The organism is Euzebya tangerina (assembly GCF_003074135.1).
Taxonomy (GTDB): domain Bacteria; phylum Actinomycetota; class Nitriliruptoria; order Euzebyales; family Euzebyaceae; genus Euzebya; species Euzebya tangerina.
Genome location: NZ_PPDK01000001.1, coordinates 1693187 through 1710521, shown reverse-complemented (window position 1 = coordinate 1710521; position 17335 = coordinate 1693187). Strand labels below are relative to the sequence as shown.

General features: G+C 69.4%; 14 protein-coding genes. 8 read left to right on the top strand and 6 right to left on the bottom strand.

Annotation, left to right across the window (positions count from 1 at the left end; translation table 11 throughout):
• Positions 1-6 precede the first annotated feature (6 nt).
• From C1746_RS07870 to C1746_RS07855, 4 genes are read right to left on the bottom strand one after another with little or no spacing between them, the layout of a single operon-like run.
• Positions 7-972, bottom strand: coding sequence for a ketopantoate reductase family protein (locus C1746_RS07870; RefSeq protein WP_116714078.1), 966 nt, complete (start codon positions 970-972; stop codon positions 7-9).
• Complete coding sequence (locus C1746_RS07865; RefSeq protein ID WP_116714077.1) at positions 969-2216, bottom strand: cytochrome P450; 1248 nt, start codon at positions 2214-2216, stop codon at positions 969-971. The genes C1746_RS07870 and C1746_RS07865 overlap by 4 nt, the downstream gene beginning before the upstream one ends.
• The gene (locus C1746_RS07860) at positions 2213-2608 is read right to left on the bottom strand and encodes a nuclear transport factor 2 family protein (RefSeq protein WP_162867514.1); all 396 of its coding nucleotides are present in this window, start codon (positions 2606-2608) and stop codon (positions 2213-2215) included. The genes C1746_RS07865 and C1746_RS07860 overlap by 4 nt, the downstream gene beginning before the upstream one ends.
• Before the next feature lie 8 nt (positions 2609-2616).
• Positions 2617-3606, bottom strand: coding sequence for a ketopantoate reductase family protein (locus C1746_RS07855; protein WP_116714075.1), 990 nt, complete (start codon positions 3604-3606; stop codon positions 2617-2619).
• A 96-nt stretch (positions 3607-3702) separates the two neighbouring features.
• Between C1746_RS07855 and C1746_RS07850 the strand changes: the two genes are divergently transcribed.
• From C1746_RS07850 to C1746_RS07815, 8 genes are all read left to right on the top strand, one after another.
• Positions 3703-5301, top strand: coding sequence for an AMP-binding protein (locus C1746_RS07850; protein ID WP_116714074.1), 1599 nt, complete (start codon positions 3703-3705; stop codon positions 5299-5301).
• On the top strand, positions 5294-6886 hold the full coding sequence (locus C1746_RS07845) for an AMP-binding protein (protein ID WP_116714073.1): 1593 nt from the start codon (positions 5294-5296) through the stop codon (positions 6884-6886). The genes C1746_RS07850 and C1746_RS07845 overlap by 8 nt, the downstream gene beginning before the upstream one ends.
• A 67-nt stretch (positions 6887-6953) precedes the next feature.
• Complete coding sequence (locus C1746_RS07840; RefSeq protein ID WP_162867513.1) at positions 6954-8792, top strand: AMP-binding protein; 1839 nt, start codon at positions 6954-6956, stop codon at positions 8790-8792.
• A 50-nt stretch (positions 8793-8842) separates the two neighbouring features.
• The gene (locus tag C1746_RS07835) at positions 8843-9646 is read left to right on the top strand and encodes an SDR family NAD(P)-dependent oxidoreductase (RefSeq protein WP_116714071.1); all 804 of its coding nucleotides are present in this window, start codon (positions 8843-8845) and stop codon (positions 9644-9646) included.
• Positions 9647-9691: 45 nt separating this feature from the next.
• On the top strand, positions 9692-10378 hold the full coding sequence (locus C1746_RS07830; protein WP_116714070.1) for a class II aldolase/adducin family protein: 687 nt from the start codon (positions 9692-9694) through the stop codon (positions 10376-10378).
• Complete coding sequence (locus C1746_RS07825) at positions 10375-10932, top strand: nuclear transport factor 2 family protein (RefSeq protein ID WP_162867512.1); 558 nt, start codon at positions 10375-10377, stop codon at positions 10930-10932. Before C1746_RS07830 ends, C1746_RS07825 begins: the two co-directional genes overlap by 4 nt.
• Positions 10933-11061: 129 nt before the next feature.
• Complete coding sequence (locus tag C1746_RS07820; RefSeq protein WP_116714068.1) at positions 11062-12816, top strand: thiamine pyrophosphate-binding protein; 1755 nt, start codon at positions 11062-11064, stop codon at positions 12814-12816.
• A gap of 63 nt (positions 12817-12879) precedes the next feature.
• A complete protein-coding gene (locus C1746_RS07815) occupies positions 12880-14526 on the top strand; it encodes an AMP-binding protein (protein ID WP_116714067.1) in 1647 nt (548 codons plus the stop codon).
• A 147-nt stretch (positions 14527-14673) separates the two neighbouring features.
• Here the strand turns inward: C1746_RS07815 and C1746_RS07810 are convergent, their stop codons facing one another.
• Together C1746_RS07810 and C1746_RS07805 are read right to left on the bottom strand one after the other, a co-directional pair.
• A complete protein-coding gene (locus C1746_RS07810; RefSeq protein WP_162867511.1) occupies positions 14674-16074 on the bottom strand; it encodes an ABC transporter substrate-binding protein in 1401 nt (466 codons plus the stop codon).
• 56 nt (positions 16075-16130) lie between these two features.
• Positions 16131-17333, bottom strand: coding sequence for an alpha-hydroxy acid oxidase (locus C1746_RS07805; protein WP_116714065.1), 1203 nt, complete (start codon positions 17331-17333; stop codon positions 16131-16133).
• Positions 17334-17335 lie beyond the last annotated feature (2 nt).

Sequence of the window (17335 nt, the reverse complement as noted above, 5' to 3'; positions counted from 1 at the left end):
TTCTGGTCAGAGCGCGCGGTCGTAGGAGGACTCCAAGGCGCTGACAAGGCGTCCGACCGTGCTGAGGACAGGAGTTTCCACCCCGAGCCGCTCCGCCTCGGCCACCACCTCGTGGGCGATCGCCCCGATCTCGGTCCGGCGGCCGGCGACGACATCGGCAGCCATGGAGGTGATGTGGTGGCCGACCGAGCCGTAGGTCACCGAGGCGTGCGCGTGCACGGCCTCGACGTCCAGGTCGACGCCGCTGGCCCGGGCGACCGCGACCACCTCGGCGAAGATGTCCTCCCACAGCCCACGGGCCCACCGATCGGTGAAGACGTCCTCCACGGTGCGACGCAGGATGCCGGTCAGCGGAGCCATCGTCGCGGCCATGGCCAGCTTGGTCCAGATCACCACGTCTGCCGAGACCGAGGCGGTCGTGGGTAAGCCAGCCTCGGTCATCAGCCGGGCGACGTCCCGGACACCCTCGGGCACCTGGTCGGCCCCGGCTGGGGCACCGAGTTCGGTCAGTGACTCGCCGGCTGCCGTCCCGGCTGACGCCGACACCTCGCCAGGGCCGTGGGTCACCGCGCCCACCGTCGTGGTGCCCGGGACTGCCCGCTCCGGGCCGAACACCTCCCCCAGACGACGGTCGTTGCCCAGGCCGTTCTGGATCGTGACCGCCCACCCGTCGGCGGCCAGCGCGTGCTCCACCGAGCGCGCGGCGTCACCGGTCGCCCAGCTCTTGCAGAGGAAGATGGCCACGTCGATCTCGCCGAGCTCGCCCCTCGGGTTGGTGGTCGCGGGGACCGGCACGACAACGTCCTCCAGGCCTGGACGGCCCAACCGCAGGCCGTGCTGGTTGATCGCGTCCACGTGGACCTGGTTGACGTCCACGAGCGTCACGTCGTTGCCGGCCAGCGCGAGATGGCCGCCGACGACGCTGCCGACGGAGCCGGCGCCGACGACAGCCCAGCGCGTCGTCGGACTCATCGCGCCGCCGGGGTCAGGGTCACGTCCACCCGGTCCGGGGACACCAGCAGGAACCCGTCCGGTCCCGGAGGCTCCCCGTCGACGAACGTGGCGTCACTCGCGACCTCCAGCAGCGCGCGGACCGCGTGCAGCATCTCGATCCGCGCCAACTGCGAGCCGGTGCAGTGATGCCGCCCCGCCCCGAATGGCAGGATCGTCCCGGCGCCCGTGAACTGCCGCTCGGGATTGTCGCTGAAGCGATCGAGACGGAACGTGTGCGGGTCGTCGAAGAGGCCGGCGTCCCGGTTGGCCGAGACGATCAGCGGCACGAACCGGCTGCCAGCCAGGATCTCGACGTCGTGGATGACCACGTCGACGAGTGCTTTGCGGGTGGTGCCGTGGACGGGTGGGAAGATCCGCAGCGACTCGGCCAGGGCGCTCGTGATCTTGCTGGGGTCGTCCCGCAACGCGGCCAGGTCGTGGGGCGTGGTGAAGAGGTGGACGAAGAGGCTCGACAGGGCCCGCTCGGCGGTCTCGACCCCAGCCGTCAGCAGGAATCCCGTCAGGGCGCGGATCTGCTCCACCGGCAGCGGCTCGCCGTCGTAGGTGGCGGTGCAGAGGTCGGAGAGCAGGTCATCCCCGGGTTTGCGGCGCCGCTGCTCCACGATCGGGTCGAGGAAGTCCCACAGCTGGTGGAGGGCCTGGAAGGCTCGCTCGCGCTTCTCCGGGTGTCCGATCGAGGAGACGCCGCCCGCGGAGATGTGGTGGTACCAGTCGCGGAACTGCTCGGCGCCGTCGATGTCCAGCAGCTCTCCGATGACCAGCAGGGGGATCCACATGGCGTACTCGGACTTCAGGTCGACCGGGCCATCCCGCTCGATCAGATCAGCCGCCAGCCGGTCGCAGGTCTGGGCCACGAACCCGTCGAACTCCTCCACCGCACGGGCGCTGCGGAGCCGCTTGGCGACGATCCCGCCCTTCTTCTGGTGCTCGCGCCCGCGCCACTGCAGGACCGAGTTGCCGTAGACGGGGGACCCCGGACCCTCGCGGAGCGTGGCGAAGCGCTCCTCGTCGGCGAGGACCTCACGCACGTCGGCGTGCCGGGTGACGACCCAGGCGTCCAGGGCGGGGCTGTAGAAGATCGGGGCCTCCGTCCGGCAGCGTTCGAACACGGGGTGACGGTCGATCGAGGGATCACCTCGGACGAACCCCTCGAAGGCGTCGAGAAGGTCGGAGCTGATGAGTTCCTGCGTGGTGTCAGTCATGGCGTCACGTCCTGGGTTGCAGCGGCGAACGCCGCAGTGTCGAGCCAGCTCCGCATCGCGGTGATGCGGCCATCTGCGATGTCGAAGATGTCGACCGCGGTGACGGCGAATTGCCTGCCGGCGGTGGTGCGTCCGGTGAACTCGATCTCGACGGCCGCCGCGCCGCCATCGGCCGCGACGATCGTGCGGACGGGCGTGTCGGTGTGGTCCGGGAAGCGGCGAAAGACGGCCTGGTACCACGCAACGATGGCCGGTCGCCCACGAATGGGCTCGCCGCCAGGCGGCGACACCACCGCGTCGGTGGCATAGACCTGCTGCAACGCGGCCCAGTCCTCGCCGTTGATGGCCTCGAAGTAGGCGACGATGACGTCCTCGGCAGCGCTCGTAGACATGGCCGTCGTCATGCGAACGTCCGATCCAGACCGGCCAGGATCCGGTACACGGCCTGGGTGACGGGGGCCGTGACCCCGGCCGTCTCCGCCGCGCGGACCAAGTGCCCGTGGATGGCCTCCACCTCGGTCGTACGTCCACGCTCGACGCTCTGCAGCATCGAGATCCGCACGTCGGTCTGGCCGGCCTCCACCAGCCGGTCGCCGAAGCCGCGGATCCGGTCCAGGGCCTCCTCACGCGGCAGGTCTGCCAGGGTCCGGATCGGCAGGATCTGCGGCCAGTCGTCGATCGAGACGTCGGATGCTGTCGCGATGGCGACGCCCTCGAGGATCATGTCCAGGAAGACGTCGGCGAGCTCGGGCTGGACGAACAGGTGGTGGAAGTCCAGTCGGGTCAGTGCGGTCAGCGCCATGGACGGGCTCGCGTGGATCAGCTTCGACCACTCCACGGACTCGATTCGCTCCGTCTGCGTCACCCGCAGCCCGACGCGGTCAAGGTCGGCGGCGAGGGCGCCGAGCAGGTGGCGCGCGTCAGCCCCGGTCTCGCCTCGAGGCCCGAGGTAGGTCGGACCGTCGTAGGTGTGCGCGACGATGCCCGGCGCGATGAGTGTCGCGCCGACCATGCTGACGCCGCCGACCACCGTGGTCGGGTTGCACCACGCCCGCAGGGCGGTGGCTCCCACGGTCCCGTTCTGCAACGACAGCGCCAGGCGGACGTCGTCGGCCAGGAACTGCACGCTGTCCAGCAGGTCGTCGGTGTCGGGGGCCTTGCAGAGCAGGATCACGATGTCCGCCGGCGCCACGGCAGATGGGTTGTCCGTTGCCTGCAGTCCGGCCTGGATCGCAGTGCCGTCGGTGCGGACCTCGACCCCGCCGGTCCGCTCGATCTGCCGGGCGTGCGGCGGTCGCGCCAGCAGCTGGACGTCGTATCCGGCAGAGGCGAGGAAGGCGCCGTAGACCGTGCCGAGCGACCCGGCACCAGCGATGAGCACGCGTGTCATGACACGACCTCAGCACGATCGGGGAGCGGCCATCGTCCTCGCACACTAGAGCCAAGTTGCCCTTGGATTCAACCGAATGTTTGGTAGATTCCCGACGTGTCCCGTGTCTACTCCGGCCCCTGGGTCTTCGGTCGTCTGATCGAGGATCGGGCCCAGCGGTTCGGGGACGAGATCGCGATCATCGCCGCCACGGGCGACCTGTCCTACGGGCAACTCCGTGACCGGGCGGCCCGGGTGGGGGGTGCCCTCTCGACGCTGGGGATCCAGCCCGGCCAGCGGGTTGCCACGATGCTCGACCCCACCCCTGCCTACGTGGCGGCGTGGTTCGGGATCGCCTGGTGCGGGGCGGTGGACGTGCCGATCAACACCGCGCTCAAGGGCGAGTTCCTGCGGCACATCCTGGCCAGCTCCCAGGCGACGGCGCTGGTGGTCCACGCCCGCTGGGTGGAGCGGCTGGACGGCCTGGACCTTCCCGACCTGCGGTCGGTGATCGTGGTGGGCTCGGTGGACCCGGCCCCGCGTGGCGGCGGCGAGTCGGCGCATCAGACGACGACGTTCGACGACCTCTTGGCGGCCGACCCGGTTCCGTTCACCGAGCGGGCCGAGGACGACCTCCTCTACATCATGTACACCTCCGGGACGACGGGGCCCGCTAAGGGTGTCATGCACAACAATCGCAGTGCGCTGTGGAACGCTCGGGCCTGGATCGACATCCTGGAGTTGACCGAGCGGGACGTTGCCTACTCGATGTTCCCGCTGTTCCACGTGACCGCTCGGAGTGCCGTCGTGACGGCGTCGCTGTGGGGCGGCACCCCAGCCGTGCTGCGTGAGCGGTTCACGGCCTCGGGCTTCCTCGACGACGTCCGCGAGACGGGGGCGACGTGGTTCGGGTACATGGGGGCGATCATCCAGCTGCTGTGGCGGCAGCCGGAGCGGGACGACGACGCCGACAACGACTTGAGGGTCGCCTTCGGCGCCGCGGCGCCGCCGACCCTCATCGAGCCGTTCCAGCAACGCTTCGGGGTCGAGCTGCTGGAGGTGTACGGCTCCACCGAGCTGGGGCCGGCCACGGCGCCCCGACCCGGTCGGGTGAAGCGGGGGACGATGGGGCGCGCGTGTGAGCACGTCGAGGTCGAGGTCCACGATGCCGAGGGACATCGGTGCCCACCGGGGGTTCGCGGTGAGATCGTGGCCCGCCCGGCGGTTCCGTTCGGCATGTTCCAGGGCTACTGGCGGCAGCCCGAGGCGACCCTCGAGGCCTTCCGCAACCTCTGGTTCCACACCGGCGACGGCGGCGTGATGGATGAGGAGGGGTACCTGACCTTCACCGACCGGATCTCCGACTCGCTGCGCCGACGTGGCGAGAACATCTCCTCCTTCGAGGTCGAGCGTGCCGTCCAGGATCACCCGGGTGTGCTGGAGGCAGCGGCCTACGCGGTCCCCTCCGAGCTGACCGAGGACGAGGTGATGGTGGCCGTCGTCGCGATGGAGGGCGTGACGGTGGAGCCGGCTGAGCTGTTCGCCCACTGCGTCGAGCAGATGCCGTACTTCGCCGTCCCCCGCTACCTGCGGATCATGGCCGAGCTGCCGAAGACCCCCTCCCAGCGCGTGCAGAAGTTCAAGTTGCGTGCCGACGGGGTGACACCCGACTCCGTCGACCGGACGGCGCTCGGGATCGAGGTGGGCCGTGACTAGCCGGACCGCCCTCGCCGACCCGCAGGACATCACGCGGGACTGCGTCACCCTGGCAGAGGTGGTGGCCGCGCGGGCCGCCGAGACACCCGATGCCGTGCCCGTCTCCGTGGCCGGCCGTACCGTCACCTACGGCGAGTTGCACGCGGCAGGCAACCAGGTTGTGCGTGCCCTGGCGGATCGAGGGCTGGTACCCGGTGATCGCGTCGCCCTCGTGATGACCAACTCCGTCGCGTTCCTGCAGGTGTGGGTCGGGGTCGGCGCCGGCGGGTTCGTCGAGGTGCCACTCAACGTGGCGCTCCGCGGCGCCCTCTTGGCGGACCAGCTGCACCGCTCCGGTGCCAGGGTGGTGGTCGTGGACGCCGGGCTGGCCGAGCGGGTCCGGCAGGTCCGCGGGGATGTGCCCGATCTGCAGCACATCGTGGTGGTCGACGCCGATGCGGGTCTGCAGAGCGTGCTGGAGGGTGTCTCCTCCGCCCCGGTCACCGTCGAGGTGGACCCGTTCGACCCGTCCTCGATCATGTTCACCTCCGGAACGACCGGGCCATCGAAGGGCGTCGTCCGCAGCCACGCCGCCGACTTCACGCTGGCCCGCACCACGATCCAGATCATGGGCTACGGGCCGGACGATGTGCTGTACAGCGCCTTCCCGCTGTACCACCTGAACGCCAAGTTCAACTCGGTGCTGGCGTCGATGGTGTGCGGCGCCCGACTGGTGCTCCACGACCGCTTCTCGGCCTCGACCTTCTGGGACACCTGCCGGGAGGAGGGTGTGACCGCGTTCAACTTCATGGGCGCCCTGCTGACCATGCTGCTCAAGCAACCCGCGTCCGACCGCGACCGCGATCACACCGTCCGCTGTGCGTACGGGGCCCCCGCCCCTGCGGAGCTCCTGCGGCCCTTCGAGGCCCGGTTCGGTGTGCAGCTGGTCGAGGTGTACGGCTCGACCGAGCTCGGCATCGCGACCATGAACGCCGTCGACGACCGGGTCATCGGCACCAGCGGCCGGGCCGCGCCGTATGTGGAGCTCGAGATCCACGACGCTGATGACCGCCCGGTTGCCGCGGGGACGACCGGGGAGATCTGTGTCAGGCCCCGGCGGCCCGGGGCCATCTTCGACCGCTACCACGACATGCCCATTCAGACGCTGGAGGCGATCCGCAACCTCTGGTTCCACACCGGCGACCGAGCCTGGCTGGACACGGGCGGCGGGCTGCACTTCGTCGACCGGATGAAGGATGCGGTCCGCAGGCGCGGGGAGAACATCTCCTCCTTCGAGGTCGAGAAGGTCGTTGCCGCGCACGACGCCGTCGCGGCCTGTGCGGTGGTCGGCGTACCGGACGAGGTCAGCGGCGAGGAGGTGGCGGTGTACGTCATCGCCCAACCCGGAGAGGCCATCGACCCGGTCGACCTGCTGGACCACTGCCAGACCGACCTGCCCCACTTCGCCGTCCCCCGATACGTGGTGGCCGTGGCGGAGTTCCCACGCACCCCGTCGCAGCGGGTCGAGAAGTACAAGCTCCGCGAGGCCGGGCTCCCGGCGGACGTCTGGGACCGGGAGGCCGCCGGCTACGAGGTGGCCCGATGAGCGCGTCGGTGATCTGCCATCCGGCGCTGGACGCAGACGCCCGACGCGGGCGATGCGAGGTGGGCCGATGAGCGCCACCAGCGACCCCTACGGCACACCCGCCGACGCCCCGTGGGTGCTGGGTGCCATGATCGAGCAGTCGGCCGAGCGCAGCGGCGACCGCGTGGCGGTAGAGGTGGCGGGCCTGACCCGGACCTACGCCGAGTTGCACGAGCGGTCCGACAGGATCAGCGCCGGTCTACGCCAGCTGGGTCTGGAAGCCGGGGACCGGGTCTGCCTCATGATGGACAACGATGTCGCGAACATCGACGTGTGGTTCGGCCTCTGCAAGGCCGGCGTGGTCGAGGTGCCCGTCAACACCGCAAACCGCGGCTACCTGCTGACCTGGATCATCAGCCAGTCGGGGGCGACCGCCCTGGTCTGCGACGCCCAGTACCTGCCCCGGGTCGCCGAGATCGCAGAAGATCTCCCCGACCTCCGCCATGTGATCGTCCACGCGGGGAGCCCGACCGACGCGGCGGGGAACCTCACCTCGCAGCGGGGAACCTCACCTCCCGGCGGGGAACCTCACCTCCCAGCGGGGAACCTCACCTCGCAGCGGGGAACCTCACCTCCCGGCGGGGAACCTCACCTCCCAGCGGGGAACCTCACCTCGCAGCGGGGAACCTCACCTCCCGGCGGGGAACCTCACCTCCCAGCGGGGAACCTCACCTCTCCCGCGGGGAACCTGACCGACACCGGTCTCCCGCCACGAATGACGCTCCACGCCTTGGAGGACCTGTACGCCGACGGTCCGGCCTGGCGGGCCGACCTCTCGGCCTCCGACCCCTCGGTGATCCTCTACACCTCCGGCACCACGGGCCCCTCCAAAGGGGTCGTGCTGTCCCACCGGATGAACCTGATGGCCGCACGGCATACGGCGTGGCTGTGCCGCTACGGACGGGACGACCTGCTCTACACGGTCTTCCCCCTCTTCCACATCAACGCCAAGTACACCTCGGTCCTCGCGGCCATGGTGGCCGACGCCAGCCTGATCATGGACAACCGGTTCTCCGCCAGCGGGTTCATGCAGACCTGTCGGGACCGTGGCATCACGGCCTTCAACTACCAGGGCGCACTGCTCACGATGCTGATGAAGCAGCCGCCGCAGCCAGACGACGCCGACAACCCGGTCACCCGGGCCTTCGGAGCCCCCGCACCCGTGGAGATCTGGGAGGACTTCGAGCAGCGATTCGGCCTCCGCCTGATCGAGGTGTACGGGATGACGGAGACCTCCATCTCCCTCCAGAACACCCTCGACGACACCCGGATCGGGACCTGCGGCAAACCCTCGCCGCACTTCGAGGTCGAGATCCACGACGAGCAGGACAACGTCTGCGATGTCGACGTGGCCGGCGAGATCGTGGTCCGCCCCAAGTACCCGGATGTGATGATCAGCGAGTACCACGGGATGCCCGAGGAGACGCTGCACGCCTTCCGCAACCTGTGGTTCCACACCGGCGACCGCGCACGCATGGACGCCGACGGCTACGTGACGTTCATCGACCGCATGAAGGACGCCATCCGACGGCGCGGCGAGAACATCTCCTCCTTCGAGGTCGAGCGGGTCATCAACACCCACGACGACGTCATCGAGTCCGCTGCGTACGGGGTGCCCTCCGAGCTCTCGGAGGAGGAGGTCATGGTCGCCGTCGTCCCGCGCCCGGACGCGGACCTCGATCCCCTCGACCTGGTGCGGTTCTGCAACGACCACATGGCCCACTTCGCCGTCCCCCGCTACGTCCGACTGCTGGCCGAGCTGCCGAAGACCCCGTCCCAACGGATCCAGAAGTACCGGCTGCGGGAGGACGGGATCACCCCGGACACCTGGGACCGCGAGACCACGGACTTCACCATCACCCGCTGACCGCAGACCCGTTCACCGAGATCCGCTGACCGACGAAGGAGCCGACCCTGATGCCCGACCCTGCACGACCTGGACGCCTGGAGGGCAAGGTGGCCGTGATCACCGGTGCCGCCTCGGGGATCGGCGCTGCCAGCGCCCGGCTGTTCGCCGCTGAGGGGGCCAAGGTGGTGCTCTCCGACCTGCCGGGTGAGGCGCTGGAGGCCGAGGCGGCAGGTATCCGCGAGGCCGGCGGGACGGCCGTGGCGATCGCCGCGGACGTGACCTCGCTGGAGCAGTGCGATGCGCTGGCCGCCGGGGCCGCCGAGGCGTTCGGACCGGTCGACGTCCTCTACGCCAACGCCGGCATCGCCGGGACCGGGACCGTCGCCGACTGCGATCCGGCGATGTGGGACACGGTGATCGCGGTCATGCTCACCGGCGTCTGGTACTCCCAGCGAGCCATCGTCGGCCAGATGATCGAGAGTGGCGGGGGCTCGGTGATCAACCAGGCCTCCGTCGGCGGAATCGTCGGCGTACCCGGCATCTTCCCCTACGCCGCGGCCAAGGCGGGCGTGATCGGGATGACCAAGCAGTCGGCGGTCGAGATGGGTCCCCACGGCGTGCGGTTCAACGCGATCGCCCCCGGAACCGCGCCGACACCGCTGGTCACCGCGGTCTACGAGAAGGGAGCCGGCTCGGGTGGTGAGTTCTCCACCATCGAGGAGGGGCTCGCCAACGCCACGAAGAAGTACCCGATCGGGCGCCTCGGGACCGTGGAGGACATCGCCAACCTGGCGCTGTTCCTCGCCAGCGACGAGTCGGCCTGGATCACCGGGGCCGTCCACGTGATCGACGGCGGCATGAGCGCCGACTAGCCGGCTGGAAGGCGTCGACGTGAGGAGAGACGTGAGGAGACGGGCATGAGCACACCACAACACGACATCGCGCTGGCCTGTCGGGGCCTCGCGACCTACGGCCTGGGTTCGGAGATCGGTGGTCACGTCTCGATGCGCGACCCGGACTCCGACACGTTCTGGATGAATGTGCTCGACAAGACGTTCGAGGAGATGACGCCTGACGACGTCGTCCAGATCGATTTCGACGGCAACCAGGTCGACGGCGACCGGACCATCAGCCTGGGCGCGGACTTCCATCAGGGCATCTACGCCGAGCGGGACGACGTGAACGCCATCGTGCACACCCACGGCCCGTGGATCACCGCGCTCTGCGCCATGGCCCGGCCGCCGAGGACCTATCACAACCTGGCCAGCTTCTTCGCCGGTGAGACGGCCATGTGTCCGGATGACGACTTCGAGTCCGTCGGGCCGGCCCTGGGCGACAACCACACCGTGCTCATCCCATACCACGGCGCCATCACCGTCCACGAGCGGCTGGGGCCGGCCGTGTCGCTGATGGTGACCCTGGAGTACGCCGCAGAGCTCGACGTCCGCATCACCCCGACCGGGGCGCCCGAGATGGAGGAGGAGATGGTCGGGCGGGTGAAGGACCTCGTGACCCGGGCTGATTACCTCACCCATACCTGGGGGCTGGTCCGACGGAAGGGCCGGGGGCACGTGGCGGCTGCGGGCGAGGGGTGGGCGGCGTGAGCGGCTCCGTTGCTGAAGGGACCCCCGACCTCGAGGCACGCGTCCGCCGCCTGGAGGACCGAGCGGCGTTGCAGGAGCTGGCCGCGCGCTACGCCATGGCGGTCGACGACCGGGACTGGGATGCCGTGGAGGCGATGTACACCCAGGACGCGGTGTTCGACTCCGTCGAGGGTCGGATCGAGGGTCGCGAGCCGGTCGTCGCCTACTACCGGCACCGCACCGACATGTTCGGCGCGACCTATCACTATCCGCACTCGCAGGTCCTCGAGTTCGGTGACGACGGGACGGCGACCGGTGTGGTCGCGGCCCACGCCGAGCTCGCCATCGGTGAGGAGACGGTCATGATCGCCCTCCGGTACAACGACACCTATGTCTTCAGCGCGGAGGGCGACGGCGAGGCGAGGTGGCGGTTCCGCGAGCGGGTGGTCCAGCAGCTCTACGCGATGCCGTTGGCGGACCTGCAGACCGGGCTGGCGGAGTCGAACCGGAAGCGCTGGCCCGGGACGGATCCGGCGCCGGCGGAGCTTCCCCTGGCCCCAGGGCTACCCCGGTGACGGGTCGATGGCCAAGTTCCCCGCCACGAGGTCAGGTTCCCCACCACGAGGTCAGGTTCCCCACCAGAGAGCGAGGTGCGCCATGAGGTGGAGGTGGGCCCTCGAGCGACAGAGAGGGTCGGCACACCCATGAAGGTTTTCGAGGCTGTGGCGGAGACGTTGGTCGCCCACGACGTCACCGACGTCTTCGGGCTCATGGGCGATGGGAACCTGCGCCTCATCCCCCACCTGACCAGCCAGCTCGGGGTCCGTGTGATCGGGACCCGACACGAGTCGGCCGCCATCGCCATGGCCGACGGGTACGCCCGGATGAGCGGGCGTGTGGGGATCTGCACCGTCACACAGGGGCCGGGGGTGACCAACGCCTTGACGGCCCTGATATCGGCTCGCAAGGCTCGTACGCCGCTCGTGTTGCTGGCCGGCAACACACCGAACGCCGTACCGGGCCTTCCGCAAGACTGCGATCAGGACGCCCTGTTCGCCGCGGCCGGGGTGCCGGTGCAGTCGTTCGGCGCGACCACGGCCGCCGCCGATGTTGCCGCCGCCATCGAGTTGGCCCTGACCCGACCCGGTCCGGTCGCCATCTCGATGCCGACCGACGTGCAGGACGAGCAGTACTCCGGACCGTCGGTGGCCGAAGTCCTGGGCGACAGGGGCTGGACCGCCACCTCTCCTGAGCCCGATCAGGTCCCCGGCACCCCTATGCCCCGGGTGGGGAACCTCACCTCGTCGCGGGGAACCTCACCTCCTCGCGGGGAACCTGACCCAGGTGGGGGCCACGCAGACTCCCGAGCCCTCGACCTTGCCGTCGAACTCCTCCGCTCCGCCCAGCGCCCGGTCGTCCTGGCTGGCCGCGGCGCCATCCGAAGCCGCGCCAAGCAACAGGCGGTGGCCCTGGCCGACCGGATCGGCGCCCTGCTCGCAACGTCCCTGCCTGGCAAGAGCTGGTTCGATGATCACCCCTGGTCCGTCGGCATCTGCGGCGGCCTCGCGACGCCGCTCGGCGCCGAACTGATCGCCGACGCCGACGTCGTCGTGGTCCTCGGTGCCAGCGTCAACTCCTTCACCAACAAGGCCGGCCATCTCTTCCGGCCACCAACCCAGCTGATTCACGTCGACATCGACCCCGAGGCCATCGGGGCCTACACCCCCGCCGAAGTCGGCCTGGTCGGCGACGCCGCCACCACCGCCGCCGCACTCCTCGACCGGCTGCCGGCCACCACCACCGGCTACCGCACCCCCGAGATCCGACGACGGCTGGACACCTTCGACCTGGCCACGGCCCACGAGGACGCCAGCGGACCCGACGGCCTGGACCCCCGAACGGTGTGCGCTCGGCTGGACGCCCTCCTGCCCCGACGCCGCTCGGTGGTCACCGACGGCGGTCACTTCTGCGGCTTCCCCGCCGGGTATCTCTCGGTGCCACGTCCTGACGCCTTCGCCTTCGCGTTGGACTTCGGCGCCGTCGGCCTGGGGCTCGGCACGGCCATGGGGGCCGCCGTGGGCAGCCCCGACCGGCTGATGGTCCTCGCCATCGGCGACGGCGGGCTGATGATGAGCCTGGGAGACCTCGACACCGCGGTCCGAGCGCGCATACCGATGCTGATCCTGGTGTTCGACGACCGGGCCTACGGCGCCGAGATGCACTTCCTGCGCATGCTCGACCTCCCCGACGAGCAGTCGCTGTTCGCGTCCGTCGACCTGGCCGGCGTTGCCGCCCGCTTGGGTGCGCAAGCCGTGCTCGTCGACTCGATCGACGCGCTGGACGACCTGGCTGCACGAGCCGCCGACCTGACCGGGCCGCTGCTCGCCCACATACCGGTCAACCGCAACGTTCGAGCCGAGTGGCTGGAGGAGGCCTTCGCTCGAGTCCTGGAGGGCTGACGCCCGACCTGCCGCACGCGTCCACATCGCACGACCGTCCTCAACCATCTCCGGAGCCAGAGCATGATCACCACACCCCGAACCTGGATCGAAGCCACGACGATCGGTGACCTCGTCGACCGTCGCGCCCACGAGGACCCCGACGGCGAGTCCATCGTCTTCCCGGACCGACGACTGACCTTCGGCGACATGGCCGCAGCATCGGACCGGATGGCGAAGGGGCTCATCGCCGCCGGTGTCGAGCACGGAGACCGGGTCGGCTACATGCTGCACGACTGCCCGGAGGCCCTGGCGATCATCTACGGCGCCGCCAAGGTCGGGGCGTTGGCCGTGCCGATCAACAACCGCTTCAAGGCCTTCGAGTTGCGCACCGTCATCGGACACGCGGGCATCCGGGTGCTCGTCACGGCCCCGACGCAGTCCGGCCCCGGAGCCACCGACTTCCTCACCCTGCTGGGCGATCTGATCGAGGGGGAGGACTACCCCGACCTCACCACACTGGTGGTGCTCGGCGACACGCCCAGCGGCGCCTTCCAGGCCCAGACGGACTTCGAGGCCGCCGGCGACGCCATCGACGACGCGACGCTTCGGCAACGCGCCGCTGCCGTGCGGATACGAGATGCTGCGCTCGTCGTCTACACCTCCGGTACGACCGCGGCGCCGAAGGGGGCGCTGATCAGCCATGAGGCCTTCTGCCGCTATGGCCAGGGGACGGTCCAGCGGATGGCCCTGACGGACGAGGACCGGATCTGGACCGTCCTGCCGCTGTTCCACATCGGTGGGATCGCCTTCGCGATCGGGTCGCTGTACGGCGGGTGCGCCTACGTCCACTCCGGCCGTTTCGACCCAACTGCGGTGGTCGCTCAGCTGGTCGCCGAGCGCTGCACCATCGCACTGCCGGGGTTCGAGACGATCTGGCTGCCCGTGATCGGTCACGACGACTTCGACGCCGAGGCAACGGCACTTCGGATCGTCCTGTGCGTCGGCGTTCCCGAGCGGCTCCGAAAGGTGCAGGCGGCGCATCCAGACGCGTCGGTTGTCAACTGCTTCGGGCAGACCGAGGCGTGCGCCTTCCTCTCACTCGCGCTGCCGGACGATGCTCTGGAGCAGCGGATCACCACCGGTGGTCACCCGATGCCGGGGATGGAGGTGAGGGCCGTCGACCCGGTCACGGGTCAGACGGTGGAACCCGGCGAGTTGGGCGAGATCTGCTACCGCGGCCCAAACGCCTTCGACGGCTACTTCCGCGACCCGGACAGAACAGCCGAGGTGTTCGACGACCTCGGGTTCTTCCACACCGGGGACATGGGGACCGTCGACGCCGAAGGCCGGGTCACCTTCGTCTCGCGGCTGAAGGACATGCTGAAGGTCGGCGGTGAGAACGTCGCGGCCGCAGAGGTCGAGGGCTTCCTCATCGGTCACCCGGCAGTCGCCATGGTCAACGTCGTAGCTGCGCCAGACACCAGGTACGGGGAGGTGCCGGCGGCATTCGTGCAACTGGCGCCGGGCGCAGCGCTGACGGAGGAGGAGCTGGTCGAGTTCTGCCGGGGTCAGATCGCGACCTTCCGTGTTCCGCGCTACGTCCGCTTCGTCGACGAGTGGCCCATGTCGGGGACGAAGGTCAAGAAGTACGTGCTCCGCGAGCGAATCGCCGACGAACTCACCAGCCGCGGCATCAGGGAGGCCCCGAAGATCACGTCGGGCGGCTGAACCGATCCACACGACCTCACCCGAGGAGCAGTCCGCTGTCCGGGATCGGTCCGCCGCTGGGTCGAGGACAACCACCCCAAGCAACAGCGGACGTGATGATGGGCGGGACCAGTGCGGTCCCGCCCATCCGTCGCTCGCGGAGACCCCTCAGCTCTCCAGCAGGCCGTACTCCTCGACGATGGCGTCGCTGTAGGCATCGAAGCCGCCAACCGCCACGAGGCTGTCACCGGTCCACTCGAACGGTGCCGCACAGGGACTGTGCTGACTCGTGGTCCAGTCGACCTCACACGTCAGGCCGCCGGTGTCGAACGGGGCAGACTTCAGCGCCGTGTTCATGGTCTCCCACGTCAGCTCGCCATCTGCCTCAGCAGCCCGCTCCATGGCCTGGACGGTGATCATGATGTCCTGCCAGCCGTCGGAGAAGTTGAGCTCGATGATGTCGTCCTCCCACTCCGTTCCGGCGACGAACTCACGGATGACCTCACAGGTCTCGCAGTCACTCGTGGCCGGGAGGAAGGAGTGCACGCCGCGGATCAGGTCGGCGGCCTCCGGTGGACCCTCCTGGTAGATCGCACCACCTGCCATGCCGTGGATGCCGACGATCGGCGTGTCGATGCCGTTGGCGACCATCTCCGTCACGAACCCGAGGCCGTGGGACGGCGCACCGTGGATGGCGAGGTAGTTGACGCCGTCGTTGTTGATCAGCTCCTGGATCTGCGTGACCGCGCCCGCATAGTCAGGTGAGCCCGGGTTCAGCAACACGCGTCCGGCGTAGGTTCCGCCGCCTTGCTCCAACGCGTCCTGGATGTAGACATCCCACTCATCACCCGAAGGCAGCTCCAGCTGGACAACAGCCATGACCGCGTCCTCGACGCTGCCGAGCTGCTCGCCGACGTAGGCCACAGCCACGCGGGCTTCATCGCCGTAGTGCGCGATGTTGTTGTAGGCGCTCGGAACATCGAGTTGGATGTCGATGGTCTGGGGCAGGCTGATAACCGGGACGCCGTCCTCCTCGACGTTGGCCATCAGCGCAGTGGAGATCTGCGAGCCGCCCATCTGGACGATCGCGATGATGCCGTCGTCCTGGGTGAGAGAGGCGTAGTTCGTGGTTGCCGTCTCGGCGGAGAACTGGTCGTCCTTCACCACCAGCTCGAGCTGTCGGCCAAGAACACCGCCGTTCTCGTTGTACCAGGCGACCGCTGCCTCCGCGCCCGTCAGGTTGAAGGCCTGCGCCGAGGCGGTCGGTCCGGTGGCGTCACCCATCCAGCCGATGCGGATGACGTCGGACTCCACACCCACGTCGGGGTTGTCGGGGACCTCCGCCGTACTGCCGCCCTCGTCACCGCTGTCGTCGGCCCCGTCGTCACCGCCGTCATCGCCACCGTCGTCCGCGGCAGCATCATCCCCGCCGTCATCGCCGCCGTCGTCCGAGGTCTCTTCTGTGTCGTCGGAACCCCCGTCGTCCCCATCGTCGCCGGAACTGCAGGCGCCGGCGATCAGGGCAAACACTGCCAACAGGGCCAGCAGATGCATCTTTCTCTTGAGCATCGGTCGTCTCCTCGACTCGTTTGACCAACCGGTTGTTTGGTTGGCTACTAGCCGGATCATAGGGGGGTCGATCGGGCACCGTCAACGGCTGATTGCCGGGAGTTCAACCGAGCATCGAGCAGGAAGCTGCGATCCAGATCGCGGGCGCGGCGACAGCCGGTCAGCGCCAAGGTCCGGTCGATCTCGCCACTCAAGATCTCGAGCACACGAGCGACTCCCGCTTGACCGCCCGCCGCCAGCCCATAGACGTAGGGCCGCCCGATCATGACGGCCGCTGCTCCGGCCGCCAGCGCCTTGACCACGTCGGCGCCGCGGCGCACGCCGCCATCCAGGATCACGTCAGCCCGACCACCCACGGCCCCGACGACCTCGTCCAGTACGGCGAAGGCCGCCGGCGCGCCGTCCAACTGCCGGCCGCCGTGGTTCGACACCACCACGGCGTCGGCACCGCAGTCCACGCTGCGGCTCGCGTCCTCGGCTCGCAGGATGCCTTTCACCAGCATCGGGCCGGTCCACTGCTCGCGAAGCCATGCCACATCCGCCCACGACTGCTCGGGGTTGATCATGGCGGTGTTGACGAACCGGCCGAGCTCGGTCACCGACTCTCCCAGGCCCAGATCGGTGAAGTTGGCGAACGTGATCGGCTCTCCCGTGAGGACCGGCCACCACCACCACGGCCGCCATGCGGTGTCGAGCGCGGTCCGCAGGTTCGGACGGGGCGGCAGGGTCATGCCGTTGCGGATGTCGCGGTCGCGCTGCCCGACGACCGGTACGTCGACGGTCAGTACGAGCGCGGAGTAGCCGGCGCGAGCTGCCCGGTCCAACAAGCCCTCAACGACCGCCCGGTCCTTCCACAAGTACAGCTGGAACCAGCGCAACCCATCCCCGCCTGCTTGCGCCACCTCCTCGATGGAACGGCTTGACCCGGTGCTCAAGGTGAACGGGACTCCTGCTGCGCTGGCGGCTGCGGCGGCCGCCGTTTCCCCGGCCGGGTGAGTGACCCGGAGCAACCCGGCTGGCGAGAAGACCAGCGGCAGCGCCAGCTCCTGTCCCACAACCGAGACCGAGAGGTCCCGGTCGGACACGCCGGTCAGCACCTTCGGCTGAATCGACACCTGCTCGAAGGCGGTCCGGTTGGCCCGCAGTGTGACCTCGTCGCCGGCACCCCCGTCGACGAACTCGAAGGCCATGCGCGGCAGCCGAAGACGAGCCCGGCGCCGGACGTCCTCGACGGTGACCAGACGGCCGAGGGTGTCCACGG

Coding starts and splice junctions, on each gene's coding strand:
- C1746_RS07870 (WP_116714078.1), bottom strand. CDS start 972: ATGAGTCCGACGACGCGCTGGGCTGTCGTCGGCGCCGGCTCCGTCGGC.
- C1746_RS07835 (WP_116714071.1), top strand. CDS start 8,843: ATGCCCGACCCTGCACGACCTGGACGCCTGGAGGGCAAGGTGGCCGTG.
- C1746_RS07865 (WP_116714077.1), bottom strand. CDS start 2,216: ATGACTGACACCACGCAGGAACTCATCAGCTCCGACCTTCTCGACGCC.
- C1746_RS07830 (WP_116714070.1), top strand. CDS start 9,692: ATGAGCACACCACAACACGACATCGCGCTGGCCTGTCGGGGCCTCGCG.
- C1746_RS07820 (WP_116714068.1), top strand. CDS start 11,062: ATGAAGGTTTTCGAGGCTGTGGCGGAGACGTTGGTCGCCCACGACGTC.
- C1746_RS07840 (WP_162867513.1), top strand. CDS start 6,954: ATGAGCGCCACCAGCGACCCCTACGGCACACCCGCCGACGCCCCGTGG.
- C1746_RS07810 (WP_162867511.1), bottom strand. CDS start 16,074: ATGCTCAAGAGAAAGATGCATCTGCTGGCCCTGTTGGCAGTGTTTGCC.
- C1746_RS07815 (WP_116714067.1), top strand. CDS start 12,880: ATGATCACCACACCCCGAACCTGGATCGAAGCCACGACGATCGGTGAC.
- C1746_RS07860 (WP_162867514.1), bottom strand. CDS start 2,608: ATGTCTACGAGCGCTGCCGAGGACGTCATCGTCGCCTACTTCGAGGCC.
- C1746_RS07855 (WP_116714075.1), bottom strand. CDS start 3,606: ATGACACGCGTGCTCATCGCTGGTGCCGGGTCGCTCGGCACGGTCTAC.